Source organism: Pseudomonas sp. MS19 (genome assembly GCF_013277615.1).
In the GTDB taxonomy this organism is placed as follows: domain Bacteria; phylum Pseudomonadota; class Gammaproteobacteria; order Pseudomonadales; family Pseudomonadaceae; genus Aquipseudomonas; species Aquipseudomonas marincola.
Window position 1 is genome coordinate 364,817 of record NZ_VBTO01000008.1, and the last position, 16,815, is coordinate 381,631.

The window sequence follows — 16,815 nt, forward strand, 5'->3', positions numbered from 1 at the left end:
GCGCTGACATAGATTGATGCAAATTTGTTGTTTTAGCCTGCCTCTGCCCACTTGGCGGCGTCATGCGCCAGGTGCTTAATAGCGGGCGCAAAAATGCCGCTGTCGTGGCAACCTCTCACGCTTCTCTCCAGAGATAAACCTGATTATGGAATGGCTGGCTAACCCGGAAATTTGGGTTGCGTTTCTGACCCTGACCGCCCTGGAAATTGTTCTCGGCATCGACAATATTATCTTCATCTCGATTCTGGTCAGCCGTCTGCCCAAGGAGCAACAGCCGCGCGCGCGCTTCTTCGGTCTGGCCTTGGCCATGGTCACGCGAATTCTGCTCTTGCTCTCGATCAGTTGGGTGATGCGCCTGACTACCGATTTGTTCGTGGCGTTCGGGCACGGTATTTCGGGACGCGACCTGATCTTGTTCTTCGGTGGTCTGTTCCTGTTGTTCAAGAGCACCATGGAGATCTATCACAGCCTTGAAGGCGCTGAAGAGCAGCAGGCGAGCGGCGGTAAAGCTTATGGCTTCATGGGCATCATCGTGCAGATCGCGATCATCGACATCGTGTTCTCGCTCGACTCGGTCATTACCGCAGTTGGCCTGGTTGATAACGTACCGGTCATGGTCGCGGCGATTATCATCTCGGTTGTGGTGATGATGCTCTCGGCCAGCACCATCAGTAATTTCATCGACAAGCATCCGTCGTTGAAAATGCTCGCGCTGTCCTTCCTCATCGTCGTCGGCACCATGCTGGTGGCTGAGGCCTTTGAAGTGCACGTGCCGAAAGGTTATGTGTATTTCGCCATGGCTTTCTCGCTGGCGGTCGAGGCGATCAACATTCGTCTGCGTGGCGCCATGGCCCGCAAGCAAGGGCAGGAGCCTGTGCGCTTGCGTAAAGACACGCCGGAATGATCGCCAGCGTGGGGTTGTTTGATGCATGATAAAGAGGCGGGTTTTTCCCGCCTCTTTCTATTGGGCTGATTCGATCTTGAGGTGATTGCTGTGGCGCTTGAAACCTGGATGGCGTTTTTCGTGGCGTGCTGGATTATCAGCCTGTCGCCGGGTGCGGGCGCTATCGCGTCGATGTCATCTGGCCTGCAGTACGGTTTCTTGCGTGGTTACTGGACGGCACTGGGCCTGCAGATTGGCCTGATTCTGCAAATCACGATTGTTGCCGCCGGTGTTGGCGCAATCCTCGCGACCTCGGCTGTGGCCTTCAGCCTGATCAAGTGGTTCGGTGTGGTCTATCTGGTTTATCTGGCCTATCGCCAGTGGCTTGCGCTGCCGAGCGACTTGTCTGCTGAGTCTTCCGAGCGGCCAACCGGGCGACCACTGAGTCTGGTTTTGCGCGGTTTTCTGGTCAATTTCAGCAACCCCAAAGCCATTGTGTTCATGCTCGCGGTATTGCCGCAGTTCCTCAATCCACATGAGCCGCTGCTAAGCCAATACCTGATCATGGGCGTGACCATGATCAGCGTGGACCTTATTGTCATGGCGGGCTACACCGGCCTGGCATCCAAGGTGCTGCGTATGCTCCGCAGCCCGCGCCAGCAGCGTGTGATGAATCGTACCTTCGCGGTGTTGTTTGTCGGCGCTGCGAGCCTGCTGGCAACTGTCAGCCGCGCCTCGGCTTAAGCAGCAGCCGCTTTACCACTCAATTGGCTGGCCGTCCCACGCCCAGAAACTGCCGGTTTGTTCCGGGTCGTGGCGGTCAATCTGCGCCAGCAGTTGGTTGGCTGCATAGGTGCAGCTGAACAGTTTTTCGCTTGGCACATTGGCCTGAAACGGTTTTGAAAGCTCAGTGTCGGTGGTCCCCGGATGCAGCAGCAATACGCAGCTTTGCGGGTTGAGCCGACGCAGTTCGATGCTGGCGGTGTGCATCAACTGATTGAGTGCCGCCTTGCTGGCGCGATAGCTGTACCAGCCGCCCAGATGGTTGTCGCCAATCGAGCCAACCCGTGCTGAAAGTGCTGCAACCGTGCAGGCGTGGCGGCCACGCAACAGGGGCAACAAGTGTTTGAGAAGCAGAACCGGGCCAAATGCATTGGTCTGGAAGGCTGCGTGCAAACTCTGCTGATCAAGTTGCGCCAGGCTTTTTTCCGCACGTGCGCCATCCTGATGCAGCACGGCTGCGGTACTGATCAGCACGTGCAGTCGACTTATCTGCCCCTGTAGTTGGCTGGCGAAGCGCTCGATAGAGGCTTCATCGGTAACATCCACATTGCAGCGTTCAAGGCGCCCGGGATAACGCTTTTGCAGCGCATCGAGTGCGGGCGACTCGCACGCCGAGCGGGCAATAGCCCAGATACAGCCGGTGTGTGGACTGGCCAATAGTTGCTCGGTCATTGCCAGACCAATGCCACGGCTGGCACCGCAGATCACAATATTTGCAGCTTCTTGCAAGCGGCTGGACAGCGTCATAACGGGTCTCCGGAGGCTTTGCGACAAATCGACACTGACGATCAGACATTTGGGGCTTGAGGAAAATCGTTAGGGAGGCAACAATGTAATGCCACCCATTCGTATTTGGGATTGAATCCTATATGTTTCTTCCACGCCGTCTCATTTGCTGGCTGCTACTCCCACTGACTCTGCTCTGCAGCCTTGCTGCAATGGCCGAGGCCGGTGATGGCGCTGCCCAAGCGCTGCATATGCTCGGATACCTCGGTGCGGATTACCCCGCAACCGTCGCTGATGGCAAGATTATTGATGCCAGCGAGTATCAGGAACAACTCGAATTTCTCACCGTGCTGCAAGGTTTGATTGTGGCATTACCGGCCCAGGAAGGTCGTGATGAACTGGTGTCGGGCGTTGCCAGCCTGCGCAAGAACATCGAACAACGCGAAGACGGTGGCAAGGTCGCCATTCAGGCGCGGCAGTTGGCAGCCAACTTGGTCAGCACTTATCAGGTGAGTCAGGCGCCGGCGATCACGCCTGATCCTACTCGCGGCGAGCCATTGTTTGCTCAGCACTGTGCGGTTTGTCATGGCCAGACCGGTGCTGGCGATGGCCCCGCAGGTATTGGCCTTGAGCCGCCTCCGGCGAACCTGCGTGACGCTGCGCGGATAGACCGCCTGAGCCTTTACGATATCTATAACACCATTGGTCTGGGCATTGAAGGCACCGACATGGCGGCATTCGCCGACCAGCTCGATGATCGTCAGCGCTGGGATCTGGCCAGTTATATTGCCGGTTTCACTGCCGCGCCCGTGGCTGAGGGCAAATCCTTCGGGATTGCCAGCCTGGCGGCGCAAACGCCCGCCGAAGTGGCGACGGCGCAGGGTCCCGAGGCCGCTGCGTTGTTCCGTGCCCAGCGCGCCCAGCCGCCGGTTGAACAACGTGGCCCTGCGCAACTGATCGATCACACCCGCCAGACGCTGGAGCATAGCCTCAAGGCCTACACCGAGGGCGATTCAGAGCAGGCGTATGATTTGTCTGTCGGTGCGTATCTGGAAGGCTTCGAGCTGGTCGAGAGTGCGCTGAACAACATCGATTCTGATCAGCGCAAGATCACCGAGAAAGCACTGATGGCTTATCGTCAGGCGCTGCAGGATGGTCTGTCGGTGCCGGTCGCAGCGCAGCGTCTGGAGCAAGCCAAGGTTGAACTGGCGAAGTCTTCCGACTTGCTCGGCGGCGATGCCATGTCCGCCTCGCTGACATTCATTTCAAGCTTGCTGATCCTGCTCCGTGAAGGCCTTGAGGCCATTCTGGTACTGGCGGCGATTCTGGCATTCCTGCGCAATACCGGGCAGGAAAAAGCCGTACGCAGCGTGCATGTTGGTTGGGGCTTGGCGATTGCCGCGGGCTTTGCGACATGGGCTCTGGCTGCCTACCTGATTGATGTCAGTGGTGCGCAACGCGAATTGCTCGAAGGCGCTACCGCCTTGTTTGCCAGCGTCATGGTGTTGTGGCTGGGCGTGTGGATGCACGACCGCCGTCATGCCGCAGCGTGGCAGAGTTACATCAAGAGCAGCCTGGTGAGTGGCGGCGGTCGTTTCGGCTTTGCCCTGCTGGCCTTCTTCTCGGTGTACCGCGAACTGTTTGAAGTGATCCTGTTTTACGAAACACTCTGGCTGCAGGCCGGGCCTGAAGGCCACAGCATGGTCATCTTCGGCGCTTGTGCGGCGTTGGTTATATTGATTGGCCTGGCGTGGGTGATTCTGCGTGGATCGCGCAAACTGCCGCTGGCAACCTTCTTCAGCCTCAACGCAATTCTGCTCTGCGTGCTGTCGGTGGTATTTGCCGGTCACGGTATTGCAGCCCTGCAAGAAGCTGGCGTTATTGGCACACGTCCGGTTAACTTCTTCGAGTTTGACTGGATGGGTATTCACCCAGATGCCTACAGCCTGGGCGCTCAAGCTGTGGCGCTGACGGCAATCGTGGTGCTGTATGGCCGTAGCTGGCTGACCGAACGCCGGCGCGCGGAAGTTGCTCAGCCCTAAGTTGTAACGATCCGAGAAAACCCGGCTTGCCACGAGGCTCGCCGGGTTTTTTAATGCCACACATAAATACGGGGGGAGTGATTAATGCGCGTTTGGATAGATGCTGATGCTTGCCCGCGCGCGGCGCGCGATCAGGTGGTCAAGTTTGCCCTCAAGCGTGGCTTTGAGGTGGTGTTGGTCGCCGGGCAGGCACAGCCACGGCCTAACTTCGCGTGCGTGAAGCTGATCGTGGTGCCAAGCGGCCCCGATGCGGCCGATGATTATCTGGTCGAGCATGCAGTGCCTGGCGAATTAGTTATTTGCAGCGATGTGCCGCTGGCTGACCGGCTGGTGAAGAAGGGCGTGGCGGCGCTCGATCCGCGCGGCAAAGAGTTCGACGAGCGCAACATGGGCGAGCGTCTGGCCGTGCGTAACCTGTTCACCGACCTGCGCGAGCAAGGCCAGATGGGCGGCGGACAGAGCGCATACGGCGAAAAGGACCGCCAGCAGTTTGCCAATTCATTAGACCGTATCCTGACCCGCCTAACCCGCGGCTAGGAGGATGGATTAAGCTGCGGTTTATCCATCATCCACCCAAGGCACGCACGGAGGATGGATAGCCCCAACGGGGCAATCCGTCATGGCGACGGACACGTCGCCGCCTGACGGCCTATGCGTTTTCGCCATTCAATTCGGCAATCAAACGCCAGACCGGGTACATCTTTCAGATCGCAATGACGGATTAACCTGCGGTTTATCCATCCTCCGCCTCGGCACCACGGAGGATGGATCGCCCCACGGGGCAATCCGTCATGGCGACGTATACGTCGCCGCCTGACGGTCTACGTGTTTCGCGATTCAATACGGCAATCAAACGCCGAGCTGGGTACATCCATCAGATCGCCATGACGGATTAACCTGCGGTTTATCCATCCTCCACCTCGGAACACCACGGAGGATGGATAGCCCCAACGGGGCAATCCGTCATGGCGACGTTTACGTTGCCGCCTGACGGTCTACGCGTTTCGCGATTCAATTCGGCAATCAAATACCAAGCCGGGTACATCCCACAGATCGCCATGACGGATTAACCTGCGGTTTATCCATCCTCCACCCTCGAGACCACGGAGGATGGATCGCCCCACGGGGCAATCCGTCATGGCGACGTTTACGTTGCCGCCTGACGGCCTATGCGCTTTCGCGATTCAATTCGGCAATCACACGCCAGACCGGGTACACCCATCAGATCGCCATGACGGATTAACCTGCGGTTTATCCATCCTCCGCCCTCAACACCACGGAGGATGGATCGCCCCAAAGGGGCAATCCGTCATGGTGACGCATACGTCGCCGCCTGACGGTCTACGTGTTTCGCCATTCAAAACGGCAATCAAACGCCAGACCGGGTACACCCATCAGATCGCCATGACGGATTAACCTGCGGTTTATCCATCCTCCGGCCTCGACACCACGGAGGATGGATAGCCCCAACGGGGCAATCCGTCATGGCGACGTTTACGTTGCCGCCTTACGGCCTATGCGTTTTCGCCATTCAATTCGGTGATCAAACGCCAGACCGGGTACATCCTTCAGATCGCCATGACGGATTAACCTGCGGTTTATCCATCCTCCGCCTCGGCACACCGCGGAGGATGGATCGTCCCAACGGGGCAATCCGTCATGGCGACGTTTACGTTGCCGCCTGACGGCCTACGTGTTTCGCGATTCGATTCGGTGATCAAACGCCGGACCGGGTGAATCCATAAGGCCGCAATGGCAATAAATTTGCGGTGTTCAACCACACAAATAGGTGCCGGTGCCAACCGCGATCAATTCGCCGTCGTCGTTGTGCAATTCGCTGCGTACCACGGCGACCTTGTTCCCTGAACGCAACAACACCGCGCTGGCGGTGAAGCGTTTGCCACGGCCGGGGCGCAGGAAGTCGACTCGCAGGTCGATGGTGCCCAGCTTGGACAGGCGCGCCATGCGTTCACTGCCGGAAAGGTGTTGGTGGCGTTCGAATGCGCCGATCAGTGCCATGGCTCCGCCGGCTACGTCGAGAACCGAGGAGATGACGCCGCCGTGGAGAATGCCCTGAATGAAGTTGCCGATTAGCTCATCTTTCATGGCAAAACTCATAAGCACCAACTCGGGCGAGAGTTGATCGATCTCGATGCCAATCACATTGTTGAACGGGATGCGCTGGAAGAAGCTGCTGACCGCCTGTTTCAGTTCGTCGGTCAATTCGAAGGGCTGCTGGTTCATGGGTGACTCGCGTTAACGGAATGGGTCAACGCTGCCGGACAAAACCTGCCGTGACCAGAGGCACGGCAGGTGTACGGTGATTATTGGCGCAAACGGCCTATGAGCCCCGTTTTAGTGCTGAGCCAGTTCCAGCACCCGGTCTACCAGCTTGTAGATGCCTGACGCCGCCTGACTGATGGATTGCGCGAGCATGTAGGCCGGCGTCGTGACCAGCTTGTGTTGGCTGTCTTCGACAATTTCGCTGACTTCACACTCCTGATGCACTGCGCCCATTTTAGTCAGCGCTGCCGCGGTTTCTTCATCTTTGCCGATGGTGCAGGTAATGCCCTGACCAAATATCTTGGCGGCCATGGCGGGAGCGATGCACATCAGGCCGACTGGTTTCTGTGCGCTGACAAACCCTTGCGCGGCTTTCAACACGTCGGGCTGAACGGTGCAATTGGCACCGGCGATGGCGAAGTCCGAGAGGTTTTTGGCCGCGCCAAAACCGCCGGGAATAATCAGCGCGTCGTAGTCGGCCGCGTGCAGTTCACGCACATCTTTGATTTCGCCACGGGCAATGCGCGCTGACTCGACCAGCACATTCCGGGTCTCGCCGGTTTCGTCGCCACTGAAGTGGTCGACCACGTGCATTTGTTCGATATCCGGGGCGAAGCACTGCACCAATGCGCCGCGCTGATCCAGGCGCAGCAGGGTGATGACGCTCTCGTGGATTTCGGCGCCATCGTAGACGCCACAACCAGACAAAATCACCGCAACTTTTTTATTCATCAAAGGCTCCTGGGCAAAACATTGGGCCGGGTTGCGCAAGGCAATTGCGGCAGATTATCGGTAAACAATGGAGTGTATTTTTACCGGCCAAGTTCAACGCGCGCCATCAGCGTCGTGCTGTATTTGTTCGCGTGGTCACTCTTCGGTATTTCAAATCTGTGTTCGACCTGCGTAGTCTGCCTGCGCAGGCTTAAATTCGGCTTAATTGAACATTTAAATCCAGCATAGCGAAGACTCAGATGTCAGATAGGAAATTACTTTACCGCGCCGTAATCCCCGTACGCTGGGGCGATATGGACAGTTACGGGCATGTGAATAACAGCATTTACATGCAATACATCGAAGAGGCGCGGGTGGCGTGGTTCGAGCAGGTCGGGGTGGTGATGAATAACGTCCCCAAAGGCCCCGTGGTGCTGCAGATCCAGCACACATTCCTGAAGCCGGTGGTGCACCCTGCAACAGCCTGTGTTGAACTTTTTGCTGGCGCTTTGGGGCGCAGCAGCATGGTGCTGGAGCATCGGCTGACCACGCTTGAGCAGCCCGACATTGTGTATGGCGAAGGAAATTGCAAAATCGTCTGGATCGATCATCAGGCGGGGCATTCGGTGCCGTTGCCGGAGTTCCTGCGCAACGCATTCGCGGACTGAATCGGCCACATTATTGGCAAATGCGGCTTGAATGCCTGCAAGTTTGGCGGGATATGTCGCGGTAATCAGTTGTGGGTTGGGCTAGGATTGACTGCATAAGTTGCCTGCCAATAACTACAAAATGATGGCCGTGAAATGAACTACATTCTCTTTGCCGTGCCGGTATTTTTTGCCCTGATTGCGCTGGAACTGCTGGCTGACCGCTGGCGTGGCGTGCGCACCTACGGTTTTTCCGATGCACTGAACAGCCTCAGTGCTGGCGTGCTCTCGACCAGCCTTGGGTTGGTGACAGGTGTTGTCGGGCTGCTCACGTACAGCCTGGCCTGGGAGCATCTTGGGCTGTTTGAGTTCGACCCTGAGCAGTTCTGGGTCTGGCTGTTTGCGCTGGTCTTCTACGACTTTTGCTATTACTGGCATCACCGCCTTGGCCATGAGCGCAATGTGCTCTGGGCGGCGCATTCGGTGCATCACCAGAGCGAGGAGTACAACCTGACGACCGCGCTGCGGCAAACCAGCAGCGGTTTCCTCTGCGGCTGGGTGTTTTATTTGCCGATGGCGATTGTTGGCGTACCGCCGTTGGTGTTCCTGACGGTGGCCGCGATTGACCTGCTCTATCAATTCTGGGTTCACACCCGCCATATTGCCAAGCTTGGCTGGTTTGAGTGGGTGTTCGTCAGCCCGTCCAATCATCGTGTGCATCATGCGCAGAACCGCGTCTACATGGACCGAAATTACGGTGGCGTGTTGATTATCTGGGACCGGCTGTTTGGAACCTTTCAGGAAGAACTCGACGATGAGCCCGTGGTCTTCGGGGTGACAGTGCCCTTGGCCAGTTGGAATCCGCTGTGGGCGAATCTGCAGGTGTATGCCTCGCTTTGGCACGACGCCCGACACACGGCGTCGCTGAAGGATAAATTGCGCATCTGGTTTATGCGCACCGGCTGGCGACCTGCTGATGTGGCGGCGCGTTTTCCGCAGAGCAAGCCTGATCTGGCCAACTTCGTGAAATTCGATGTGCCGCTGACCACGGCCAGCAAAGCCTACGCCGTGCTGCAATTGGGCGTGGCTCTGGCGGCGGGCAGTTATCTCATGGCGGTTAGCACGTCGGTCAGCCTGCAGGCGCTGTTGCTGGGTTGCATGTGGATAGCGCTGAGCCTGTTTTGCCTCGGCATGTGGCTGGAGAATCGCGCGGGTTCCCGGCGGTTGGAATGGCTGCGACTCGCCAGCAACTGGCCGCTGCTGTGGTTGGCCGGGCTTAGCGGGTTACTGGCACTTTCTCCAAGCGCCTGGTTGGTTTTGGGCGTTTACACGCTGATAAATGCTGCGCTGCTGTGGGGTTTTCAGCGACGCTCGGCGTATGCACCAGTCTGACATTCAACTGCACGCGCCTGGTTGAGATGCAGGCTCGACTAAAGCGCAACCAAGCAGCCACAATACGACTCTGAATTTAAGCCTGAGCTGCGACGCGCAGTCGCAGCTGTCATTGTGCTGTCATCATTTGGTCATAATGACGCTTTATAACTGCCGCACTCGCCCGTCCGCGCGGGCCCAGGAGTCTGTCGTGAGTTTTACCCCTGCCAATCGCTTGTTCCCCGCCACTCGTTTGCGTCGTAATCGTCGTGATGACTTTTCCCGCCGTCTGGTGCGTGAAAATCGCTTGAGCGTTGATGACCTGATTTTGCCGGTGTTCGTGCTGGACGGTGAAAACCGTCGCGAGGCCATTCCATCAATGCCAGGTGTCGAGCGCTTGTCGATCGATCTGTTGCTGAGCGAAGCCGAGAAGTGGGTTGAGCTGGGCATTCCTGCGCTGGCTTTATTCCCGGTAACGCCGCTCGAAAAGAAGTCGCTCGACGGCAGTGAAGCGTGGAACCCGGAAGGCATCGCCCAGCGCGCCATCCGTGCATTGCGTGCACGTTTCCCCGAATTGGGCGTGATCAGTGATGTGGCGCTCGATCCGTTCACCACGCACGGTCAGGACGGCATTCTGGATGAAGATGGCTACGTGCAGAACGACATTACGGTCGATGCGCTGGTCAAGCAGGCACTTTCGCACGCTGAGGCTGGTGCGCAGGTTGTGGCGCCGTCCGACATGATGGATGGCCGCATTCAGGCAATCCGCGAGGCGTTGGAGTTGGCCGATCACACCAATGTGCGCATCATGGCCTACTCGGCCAAATATGCGAGCGCCTATTACGGCCCGTTCCGTGATGCGGTGGGCTCGGCTGCGAATCTGGGCAAGAGCAACAAGAACACCTATCAGATGGACCCGGCCAATACCGATGAGGCGCTGCACGAAGTGGCTGCCGATTTGGCCGAAGGGGCTGATATGGTGATGGTCAAGCCGGGCATGCCGTATCTCGACATCCTCTGGCGCGTCAAACAGGAATTTCGTGTTCCGACCTTTGTCTATCAGGTGTCGGGCGAGTACGCCATGCACATGGCCGCCATCCAGAATGGCTGGTTGAGCGACGCAGTGATTCTTGAATCACTGACTGCCTTCAAGCGCGCGGGCGCAGACGGCATTCTCACTTATTTCGCCGTTCGCGCGGCAGAACAGTTGAAGCAGGGACAGTAGTCCCAAAAGGACAAACCATGAATATCGAAGGACTCAGCAGCGACGAAGTGGTTGAGCTGCCAGAAGCGCAAGTGGTCACTGCCGAGGTGCCCGCCGAGACTCCAGCGGTAGTCGAGGCACCGCCGCCTGCTCCGCCACTGGTGGTGCCGAGCTTGGATGACAGCAGCCTGTACATTCATCGCGAATTGTCGCAGTTGCAGTTCAACATCCGCGTGCTTGAGCAGGCGCTGGATGAGTCCTATCCGTTGCTGGAGCGGCTGAAGTTTCTGCTGATCTTCTCCAGCAATCTGGATGAGTTCTTCGAAATTCGTGTGGCTGGCCTCAAGAAGCAAATCAACTTTGCCCGCGAACAGGCGGGCGCTGATGGTTTGCAGCCGCATCAGGCGCTGGCGCGCATTTCCGAGTTGGTTCACGAGCAGGTTGATCGTCAGTACGCGATTCTTAACGAAAACTTGCTGCCGGCGCTGGAGAAGCACAACGTGCGCTTCATTCGCCGGCGTCAGTGGACGGTCAAGCTCAAGGCCTGGGTGCGGCGTTATTTCCGCGATGAGATCGCACCGATTATCACGCCGATCGGCCTCGACCCGACTCACCCGTTCCCGCTGCTGGTGAACAAGAGCCTGAACTTTATCGTTGAGCTTGAAGGTGTCGATGCCTTTGGCCGTGACTCCGGTCTGGCGATTATTCCGGCGCCGCGTCTGCTTCCGCGCATTATCAAGGTGCCGGAAGAAGTCAGCGGGCCAGGCGACAATTACGTGTTCCTGTCGTCAATGATTCACGCCCATGCGGATGACTTGTTCCACGGCATGAAGGTGAAAGGTTGCTACCAGTTCCGCCTCACCCGTAACGCCGACTTGTCGGTTGATACCGAAGACGTCGAAGATCTGGCCCGCGCCCTGCGTGGCGAGCTGTTCTCGCGGCGCTACGGCGATGCGGTCCGTCTGGAGGTGGTCGACAGCTGTCCGAAACACCTGAGCGATTATCTGCTCAAGCAGTTCGGGCTGGCGGAAAGCGAGCTGTATCAGGTCGGTGGGCCGGTCAACCTGACTCGGCTGTTCAGTGTTACCGGGCTTGATAGCCACCCTGAATTGCAGTACCAGCCGTTCACGCCGCTGATCCCGAAACTGCTGCAAAACAGCGATAACATTTTCAATGTGGTCAGCAAGCAGGACATCCTGCTGCTGCACCCGTTCGAGTCGTTCACACCGGTCGTTGACCTGCTTCGTCAGGCGGCAAAAGACCCGCACGTGCTGGCAATTAAACAGACGCTTTATCGCTCCGGGGCCAACTCGGAAATCGTTGATGCGCTGGTTGAAGCGGCGCGTAACGGCAAGGAAGTAACGGCCGTAATCGAGCTGCGTGCGCGCTTCGATGAAGAGTCCAACCTTCAGTTGGCGAGTCGCCTGCAGGCGGCGGGTGCGGTGGTGATTTACGGTGTGGTCGGGCTCAAGACTCACGCCAAAATGATGCTGATCCTGCGCCGTGAGCAGGGCGACATCGTGCGTTATGCGCACATGGGTACGGGCAACTATCACGCCGGTAATGCGCGTCTGTACACCGATTACAGCCTGCTCACCGCGGACGTGGCGCTGTGCGAAGACGTCTCTAAGCTGTTCAGCCAGTTGATCGGCATGGGCAAGACCCTGCGCATGAAAAAACTGCTGCATGCGCCGTTCACGCTGAAGAAAACCCTGCTCGACATGATCCTCCATGAAACCCAGCTGGCACTTGATGGCCAACCGGCGCACATCATGGCCAAGTTCAACTCGCTGACCGATCCGAAGATCATCCGCGCGCTGTACAAAGCTAGTCAGTCCGGGGTCAAGATTGAGCTGGTGGTGCGCGGTATGTGCTGCCTGCGTCCGGGGATTCCGGGGGTTTCGCACAACATTCAGGTGCGCTCGATTATCGGTCGCTTCCTTGAACACACGCGGGTGTTCTACTTCCTTAACGGCGGCGATGAGAAGGTTTATCTGTCCAGCGCCGACTGGATGGAGCGCAACCTCGACAAGCGTATCGAGACCTGTTTCCCGGTCGAAGGTAAAAAGCTGATCATGCGCGTGAAGAAAGAGCTTGAAACCTATCTGGCCGACAACACCCACAGCTGGCTGTTGCAGCCCGATGGTCGCTACATCCGTAACAGCCCAACCGGAAACCAAAACGCCCGCAGTGCGCAGGCGTTGTTACTGGAAAAACTGACGGTGCCGGTGGTTAGTGCACGCTGAGTTCGATGCCGACGCGCTTGAGCCATTCCGCTTCCTGAGTGAAATCCGCTTGGGTTAGCGGGTTGGCCTCAAGCCAGCCTGCGGGGAAGTGATATTCCAGTTTGTGCTCGTTGGCTTTGAGTACGACCTTGGGCATTTCCTGTGTGCTGCGGATGTGATGGAACAGAATCGCAAAACGCAGCAGCACACACAGCCGAACCAGCTTGATTCCCTCTTTGCCAAATTCAGCGAGCTTGTCTTTAGGGATATTGCGACGGTGGCCGCGCACCAGTAACGCCAGCATTTGCTGGTCGAGGCGCGAAAAACCGGCAAGGTCCGAATGCTCGACCAGATAGGCGCCATGCTTGTGATATTGGTAGTGGGCAATGTCGAGCCCAAGCTCGTGCACGCGAGCGCCCCAGATCAGGCGTTCACGGTACCAGTCATCATCCAGCTGCCAGCTTTCGGCCACTTGCTCAAAGGCTTCCAGCGCTTTGGCCTCGACGCGAGCGGCTTGCTCAAGGTCGACGTGATAACGCTCCATCAGCGCGCTCAGGGTGCGTTCGCGTACGTCTTCATGTTGATGACGGCCGAGCAGGTCATACAGCACGCCCTCACGCAGCGCGCCTTCGGAGTGCGACATGGTTTCGATGTCACAGGCATCGAATATGGCTTCGAGAATTGCTAACCCGGCGGGAAAGATGCCGCGCCGGTCTGTCTTGATGCCGTCGAGGTCGAGCTTTTCGGCATCACCGATTTTGAACACCTTGCGTTTGAGCCACGCCAGGCCTTCTTTGTTGACCTCGCCGATGCCCAGTCCCGCGCCCTTGATTGTTAAGCCAATGGCCTTGATGGTGCCCGATGCGCCCACCGCTTCTTCCCAGCCGATGCGCTGCAACGCGTGCTCGATGCCCATGAGTTCGAGGCGTGCAGCAGTGTACGCCTGCGCATATCGCGCGGGAGTGATCTTGCCGTCCTTGAAGAAGCGCTGAGTGAAACTGACGCAGCCCATCTGCAGGCTTTCGCGCAGCAGCGGCTCGAAACGCTGACCAATAATGAACTCGGTGCTGCCGCCGCCAATGTCGGCAACCAGTCGCTTGCCCGGTGTGTCGGCAATTGAGTGCGATACACCCAGGTAGATGAGACGTGCTTCTTCGCGACCGGAAATGACTTCGACCGGATGGCCCAGAATCTCTTCGGCGCGGCTGATGAATTCGGCGCGATTGCGCGCTTCGCGCAGTGCGTTGGTGCCGACAATCCGGACAGCTCCTTCGGGCAGGCTGGCGGTAAGTTGGGCAAACCGGCGCAGGCAATCGAGGCCGCGTTGCATGGCTTCTTCGCTCAGCAAGCGCTCTTCATTGATACCGGCAGCGAGTTGGACCTTGTCGCCGAGGCGCTCAAGTATGCGTATTTCGCCGTGATCAGCCTTTGCCATGACCATGTGAAAGCTGTTTGAACCGAGGTCGATGGCGGCAATCAGGGGGAAATTGTCAGCAGATTTTTGCGGCATGGATTAAAGGTCTCAAAGCAGAACAGGGTCATCGTGCCACGATAGCCACCGCGCGCCAACGCATACTGATGTCGCAGTGACAGCAAACAAACGGCCAGTTTGATCGAATTTGTGCTTGTATTAGCCTCTACCACTGTAATACGTGGCGTGTGACAGTATGGCTAAAAAATGAAGTTTTTAAGACCGCCGATAGAGAAGCACAATCGAGCTTTCCTTCCTGTGTCATAAAACCCGAGTTATGATGTCAGCCAATTTTGTAGCTTGCGATTACGGAGATTATCCATGAGTGAATTTATCACCAACGTCAGCGATGCCAGCTTTGACCAAGAAGTTATTCAGGCAGAAGGCGCGGTATTGGTCGATTACTGGGCTGAGTGGTGCGGCCCGTGCAAGATGATTGCACCGGTTCTGGACGAAATTGCACAGACCTACCAAGGCAAGCTGAAAGTTTGCAAACTGAACATCGACGAAAACCAGGACACCCCGCCGAAGTATGGCGTTCGTGGTATCCCAACGCTGATGCTGTTCAAGAACGGCAACGTTGAAGCGACCAAAGTCGGCGCACTGTCGAAGTCGCAACTGGCTGCATTCCTCGATAGCAATATCTGAGAAATTGCCCACAAAAGCCCCGTAAAAAACGGGGCTTTTTTATATTTACAGGCTAGACGCCCGCGCAGCTGGGTGTTAAATTCGGTCTCGCTGTATTTCCTATACAGCCCCCTGCATTGCCGTCGCCGACTCAATTTCATTACGAATTACTCGCGATCCAGTCGCCTTCTGTGCGGCGCGGCCTCCCAAGCTAATAGCTTATTTTCCCTCCTCATAATGATTACGTCATTCCTATGAATCTGACTGAACTCAAGCAAAAGCCGATCACTGAACTGCTGGAAATGGCCGAACAGATGGGCATCGATAACATGGCCCGTTCGCGCAAGCAGGACGTGATCTTTTCGTTGCTCAAACGACATTCCAAGGGTGGAGAAGAGATCTCCGGTGATGGCGTGCTGGAGATCCTCCAGGACGGTTTCGGCTTTCTCCGCTCGGCGGATGCCTCTTATCTCGCAGGCCCAGACGACATTTACGTCTCGCCTAGCCAGATCCGCCGCTTCAACCTGCGTACCGGTGACACCATCGTCGGTAAGATCCGACCGCCAAAAGAGGGTGAGCGTTATTTCGCCCTGCTCAAGGTCGACACGATCAACTACGATCGTCCGGAAAACGCCAAGAACAAGATTCTGTTCGAAAACCTTACGCCATTATTCCCGACCAAGCGTCTGGTCATGGAAGCGGGTAACGGTTCGACAGAAGACCTCACCGGTCGCGTTATCGACCTGTGCGCACCGATTGGTAAAGGTCAGCGTGGTCTGATTGTTGCTCCGCCAAAAGCGGGCAAGACCATCATGCTGCAGAACATTGCCAGCAACATCACGCGTAACAACCCCGAGTGCCACCTCATCGTTCTGTTGATCGACGAGCGCCCGGAAGAAGTAACTGAAATGCAGCGCACCGTGCGCGGCGAAGTGGTTGCTTCGACCTTCGACGAGCCGCCAACCCGCCACGTGCAGGTTGCTGAAATGGTTATCGAGAAGGCCAAGCGTCTGGTTGAGCACAAGAAAGATGTGGTCATCCTGCTCGACTCGATCACGCGTCTGGCGCGTGCCTACAACACCGTGATCCCAAGCTCCGGCAAGGTACTCACCGGTGGTGTTGATGCCCACGCACTGGAGAAGCCGAAGCGTTTCTTCGGCGCTGCACGTAACATCGAGGAAGGCGGTTCGCTGACTATCCTCGCCACCGCGCTGGTTGAAACCGGCTCGAAGATGGACGAAGTGATTTACGAAGAGTTCAAAGGTACCGGTAACATGGAACTGCCTTTGGACCGTCGCATCGCTGAAAAGCGCGTATTCCCTGCGATCAACATCAACCGCTCCGGCACCCGCCGCGAAGAGTTGCTGACCGCCGAAGACGAGCTGCAGCGTATGTGGATTCTGCGTAAGTTGCTGCACCCGATGGACGAGATTGCGGCCATCGAGTTCTTGATCGACAAGCTCAAAGCGACCAAGACCAACGACGAATTCTTTATGTCCATGAAGCGTAAGTGATTGGCTTACGGCCGTGTGTGCGGCGGTGATGCGGCGTTAGAAATCGCCTCGGGCGTGCTCATGTACTGGCGTACACTGCGCGGCCTCGGCAATTTCTGCCTTGCCTGACCTTTGCACACGCGGCCTCGATTTGGTAAAGAGCGGTCGGCATTTTGCCTGTCTGCATTTGCTGAACTGAGTGAAATAGATGTGATGTTTGTTGTGCATGAAGCCGGGTAATCAGTACTGATCCCGGCTTTTGTGTTTTTGTGGAATGGCTTTTGCTCTTCTGCATATCCGACTGGGGCGCTAAACTTTGCGCTTCGATAGCTCTGCCTGACACGAGGCT

14 protein-coding genes are annotated in these 16,815 nt (G+C 57.2%); 10 read left to right on the forward strand and 4 right to left on the reverse strand.

Annotated features, from left to right (window positions below; genetic code table 11):
- Positions 1-145 precede the first annotated feature (145 nt).
- Both FEZ62_RS08890 and FEZ62_RS08895 read left to right on the forward strand, forming a co-directional pair.
- Positions 146-904 (forward strand): TerC family protein, encoded by a 759-nt coding sequence (locus FEZ62_RS08890; RefSeq protein WP_090510033.1) that lies wholly within the window; start codon positions 146-148, stop codon positions 902-904.
- A 90-nt stretch (positions 905-994) separates the two neighbouring features.
- A complete protein-coding gene (locus FEZ62_RS08895; RefSeq protein ID WP_172927428.1) occupies positions 995-1,627 on the forward strand; it encodes a LysE family transporter in 633 nt (210 codons plus the stop codon).
- A gap of 12 nt (positions 1,628-1,639) precedes the next feature.
- Here FEZ62_RS08895 and FEZ62_RS08900 read toward each other — a convergent pair whose 3' ends face one another.
- The gene (locus FEZ62_RS08900) at positions 1,640-2,413 is read right to left on the reverse strand and encodes an SDR family NAD(P)-dependent oxidoreductase (RefSeq protein WP_172927429.1); all 774 of its coding nucleotides are present in this window, start codon (positions 2,411-2,413) and stop codon (positions 1,640-1,642) included.
- Positions 2,414-2,535: 122 nt separating this feature from the next.
- Here FEZ62_RS08900 and FEZ62_RS08905 point away from each other — a divergent pair, with 122 nt between their 5' ends.
- Positions 2,536-4,434: an FTR1 family protein gene (locus FEZ62_RS08905; protein ID WP_069898466.1), complete on the forward strand. Its 1,899-nt coding sequence runs from the start codon at positions 2,536-2,538 to the stop codon at positions 4,432-4,434.
- Positions 4,435-4,518: 84 nt separating this feature from the next.
- A complete protein-coding gene (locus FEZ62_RS08910) occupies positions 4,519-4,971 on the forward strand; it encodes a YaiI/YqxD family protein (protein ID WP_172927430.1) in 453 nt (150 codons plus the stop codon).
- A gap of 1,236 nt (positions 4,972-6,207) precedes the next feature.
- Here the strand turns inward: FEZ62_RS08910 and FEZ62_RS08915 are convergent.
- Entirely contained in the window at positions 6,208-6,678 is a 471-nt protein-coding gene (locus FEZ62_RS08915) for a thioesterase family protein (RefSeq protein WP_069898464.1), read from the reverse strand.
- A 111-nt stretch (positions 6,679-6,789) separates the two neighbouring features.
- A complete protein-coding gene (elbB, locus tag FEZ62_RS08920; RefSeq protein ID WP_069898463.1) occupies positions 6,790-7,449 on the reverse strand; it encodes an isoprenoid biosynthesis glyoxalase ElbB in 660 nt (219 codons plus the stop codon).
- Between the two features lie 239 nt (positions 7,450-7,688).
- On the opposite strand from elbB, the gene FEZ62_RS08925 reads away from it, so the two are divergent.
- From FEZ62_RS08925 to ppk1, 4 genes are all read left to right on the forward strand, one after another.
- On the forward strand, positions 7,689-8,096 hold the full coding sequence (locus tag FEZ62_RS08925) for a thioesterase family protein (RefSeq protein ID WP_172927431.1): 408 nt from the start codon (positions 7,689-7,691) through the stop codon (positions 8,094-8,096).
- A 135-nt stretch (positions 8,097-8,231) separates the two neighbouring features.
- Complete coding sequence (locus FEZ62_RS08930; protein ID WP_172927432.1) at positions 8,232-9,467, forward strand: sterol desaturase family protein; 1,236 nt, start codon at positions 8,232-8,234, stop codon at positions 9,465-9,467.
- Between the two features lie 190 nt (positions 9,468-9,657).
- On the forward strand, positions 9,658-10,671 hold the full coding sequence (gene hemB / locus FEZ62_RS08935; RefSeq protein ID WP_069898460.1) for a porphobilinogen synthase: 1,014 nt from the start codon (positions 9,658-9,660) through the stop codon (positions 10,669-10,671).
- A 17-nt stretch (positions 10,672-10,688) separates the two neighbouring features.
- Entirely contained in the window at positions 10,689-12,896 is a 2,208-nt protein-coding gene (gene ppk1, locus FEZ62_RS08940) for a polyphosphate kinase 1 (RefSeq protein WP_172927433.1), read from the forward strand.
- Here ppk1 and ppx read toward each other — a convergent pair.
- Entirely contained in the window at positions 12,883-14,385 is a 1,503-nt protein-coding gene (ppx, locus tag FEZ62_RS08945; RefSeq protein ID WP_172927434.1) for an exopolyphosphatase, read from the reverse strand. The two genes, ppk1 and ppx, sit on opposite strands and share 14 nt — an antisense overlap.
- Positions 14,386-14,667: 282 nt before the next feature.
- Here ppx and trxA point away from each other — a divergent pair, with 282 nt between their 5' ends.
- Complete coding sequence (trxA, locus tag FEZ62_RS08950) at positions 14,668-14,994, forward strand: thioredoxin TrxA (RefSeq protein ID WP_069898457.1); 327 nt, start codon at positions 14,668-14,670, stop codon at positions 14,992-14,994.
- Positions 14,995-15,227: 233 nt separating this feature from the next.
- Positions 15,228-16,487, forward strand: coding sequence for a transcription termination factor Rho (gene rho, locus FEZ62_RS08955; RefSeq protein WP_069898456.1), 1,260 nt, complete (start codon positions 15,228-15,230; stop codon positions 16,485-16,487).
- Positions 16,488-16,815 lie beyond the last annotated feature (328 nt).

Excerpts from the sequence above, each read along its gene's own strand:
- FEZ62_RS08915 (WP_069898464.1), bottom strand. The coding sequence starts at position 6,678 with ATGAACCAGCAGCCCTTCGAATTGACCGACGAACTGAAACAGGCGGTC.
- trxA (WP_069898457.1), top strand. The coding sequence starts at position 14,668 with ATGAGTGAATTTATCACCAACGTCAGCGATGCCAGCTTTGACCAAGAA.
- elbB (WP_069898463.1), bottom strand. The coding sequence starts at position 7,449 with ATGAATAAAAAAGTTGCGGTGATTTTGTCTGGTTGTGGCGTCTACGAT.
- ppk1 (WP_172927433.1), top strand. The coding sequence starts at position 10,689 with ATGAATATCGAAGGACTCAGCAGCGACGAAGTGGTTGAGCTGCCAGAA.
- FEZ62_RS08930 (WP_172927432.1), top strand. The coding sequence starts at position 8,232 with ATGAACTACATTCTCTTTGCCGTGCCGGTATTTTTTGCCCTGATTGCG.
- rho (WP_069898456.1), top strand. The coding sequence starts at position 15,228 with ATGAATCTGACTGAACTCAAGCAAAAGCCGATCACTGAACTGCTGGAA.
- FEZ62_RS08900 (WP_172927429.1), bottom strand. The coding sequence starts at position 2,413 with ATGACGCTGTCCAGCCGCTTGCAAGAAGCTGCAAATATTGTGATCTGC.
- ppx (WP_172927434.1), bottom strand. The coding sequence starts at position 14,385 with ATGCCGCAAAAATCTGCTGACAATTTCCCCCTGATTGCCGCCATCGAC.
- FEZ62_RS08905 (WP_069898466.1), top strand. The coding sequence starts at position 2,536 with ATGTTTCTTCCACGCCGTCTCATTTGCTGGCTGCTACTCCCACTGACT.
- FEZ62_RS08910 (WP_172927430.1), top strand. The coding sequence starts at position 4,519 with ATGCGCGTTTGGATAGATGCTGATGCTTGCCCGCGCGCGGCGCGCGAT.
- FEZ62_RS08890 (WP_090510033.1), top strand. The coding sequence starts at position 146 with ATGGAATGGCTGGCTAACCCGGAAATTTGGGTTGCGTTTCTGACCCTG.
- FEZ62_RS08925 (WP_172927431.1), top strand. The coding sequence starts at position 7,689 with ATGTCAGATAGGAAATTACTTTACCGCGCCGTAATCCCCGTACGCTGG.